3 protein-coding genes are annotated in these 1,950 nt (G+C 72.6%); 1 reads left to right on the top strand and 2 read right to left on the bottom strand.

Features of this window, described 5'->3' with window-relative positions; all coding sequences use genetic code 11:
* Both VHK87_RS05950 and VHK87_RS05945 read right to left on the bottom strand, forming a co-directional pair.
* Positions 1 to 365, bottom strand: a 365-nt coding sequence (locus VHK87_RS05950; protein ID WP_329633980.1) for a TonB-dependent receptor plug domain-containing protein, incomplete at its 3' end; no start/stop codon positions are given.
* Between the two features lie 59 nt (positions 366 to 424).
* Positions 425 to 820, bottom strand: a complete 396-nt coding sequence (locus tag VHK87_RS05945; RefSeq protein ID WP_329633979.1) for a DUF2946 family protein — start codon at positions 818 to 820, stop codon at positions 425 to 427.
* Positions 821 to 900: 80 nt separating this feature from the next.
* On the opposite strand from VHK87_RS05945, the gene VHK87_RS05940 reads away from it, so the two are divergent.
* Positions 901 to 1,950 (top strand): cation:proton antiporter (locus VHK87_RS05940; RefSeq protein ID WP_329633978.1); only part of this gene is annotated, 1,050 nt, incomplete at its 3' end.

Below are 1,950 nucleotides of genomic sequence, written 5' to 3'. Positions count from 1 at the left end.
AACGGCACGCCGTCCTGGGCCAGCAGGACGCCGCGGTTGTGGTTCGGGTTGCCGATGCCCGAGCCGCGGATGGACAGGCGGGAATCCTCGCCGGCCTTCTTCTGGGCGAACACGCCAGGAACGTCCCGAAGGACCTCGGCTAGGCCCTGGGCGTAGCGGCGATGGAGGGACTCGGCGGAAACCACAGCGACACCGCCGGGGGTCTCCGACAGGCGGGCGCGGGCCCCGGCGACGACGGGCGCGTCGTCCGGGTCAGGTCGGGCGGTGACGATGACGGTCTCGACCGTCGGCGGCGGCTCAGCCGCCGCTGTGCCGGGTAGCACGAGGAGCGCCGCGGTGACGCCGCAGCGGCAAAGCTTGAACATGATAACCTATGCGCACGAGAGGACGGGGCGCGCGGCCGCTCAGCCGCGCGGGCGGATCGTCAGATCGTGCGGTGCGGCGGGGCTCGGCTGGGGGGGCGCGGCGGGGCGCGGATCGCGGGGCGGACCCGCTGGCGCGTGGGTGCGGTGAACGTCGCCGTCCCGGTGTAGGCCACTGGCGCGACGGCCGGGGCCGGAGGCGCGAGGGCTGCGGTGAGCGCCCCCACGCAGTCGGGGCAGGGCAGGCCGGCGAAGGGGGCGACGGGCGCGCCGTCCTCGCCGACGGCGACCACCTGCCGGCCTTCGGTCGTGCAGAACTCGATCTGCGTCGCGCCGGCGGCGGTGGCGGCCAGGGCGGCGGCGGGCAGCAGGGCCTGCGCGAGCAGCGCCAGCACCCCGATCAGGGCGGCGAGGGCCCGGCGGCCTCTGATGCTGCGGTTTGTGCGGGCCGTCGGCATGCTGACGCGGTCATACGCCGCCGCGGCTATTTCTCAAGGCTGCATCGCTGGGCATAAGGGGCTGCAACAAGGGAGTCGGGATGGAAGGGCACGGCGGGCCAGGCGCATACAAGGACCTCGTCCTGTTTCTGGCGACGGCCGCGGTCGTCGTGCCGCTGTTCCGCCGCTGGCGGATCAGCCCGATCCTCGGCTTCCTGGGCGCCGGCGTGCTGCTCGGACCGCAAGGCCTGGGGCGGCTGGGCGCCGAACTGCCCTGGCTGCAGTACTTCACGGTCGACAACCCGGACGAGATCGCCCAGCTCGCCGAGTTCGGGGTCGTCTTCCTGCTGTTCATGATCGGCCTGGAGCTGTCATGGGAGCGGCTGCGGCTGATGCGGCGCTACGTGTTCGGCCTCGGCGCCGCCCAGGTGACGCTCTGCCTGACGGCGATCGCCGCGGCCGCCATGGCGCTCGGCCATCCGCCGGCGACCGCAGCGGCGATCGGTGCGGCCCTGGCGCTGTCCTCCACCGCCATCGTCATGCAGATCCTGGCCGACGAGAAGCGGCAGCACTCCCAGGCGGGGCGGGCGACCTTCTCGGTGCTGCTGTTCCAGGATCTGGCGGTCGCCCCCATCCTGGTGACCCTGGCGGTGCTCGGCCGCGGCGATGACGAGGTGCTCTCGCCGCGCCTGCTGCTGGCCTTCGCGCCCGCGGCCATCGCCCTGTTCGCCCTCGTCGTCGGCGCCCGCCTGCTGCTTCGGCCGATGTTCCGCTCCGTGGCGCGGGCCAAGAGCGAAGAGCTGTTCATGGCCGCCTCGCTGCTGGTGGTGATCGGCGCGGGCATGGCCAGCGCCTTCGCCGGCCTGTCCATGGCGCTCGGCGCCTTCGTGGCGGGCCTGCTGCTCGCCGAGACCGAGTTCCGGCACGAAGTCGAGGTGACCATCGAGCCGTTCAAGGGCCTGTTGCTGGGGCTGTTCTTCGTGTCCGTCGGCATCCAGCTGGACATCACCCTGCTCGCCGCCAATCCGCTGACCATCGTCTCGATCACCGTCGGCCTGATCGTCCTCAACGCCAGCGTCGTCTTCCTGCTCGGCCGCCTGTTCAAGCTGACGACCCAGGCCTCGCTGGAATCGGCGCTGCTGCTGGCCGGA

It is taken from the genome of Phenylobacterium sp. (assembly GCF_036263695.1).
GTDB lineage: Bacteria > Pseudomonadota > Alphaproteobacteria > Caulobacterales > Caulobacteraceae > Phenylobacterium.
Note: the sequence above shows the minus strand (reverse complement) of the source record. Positions and strands in the feature narration are given on the sequence as shown.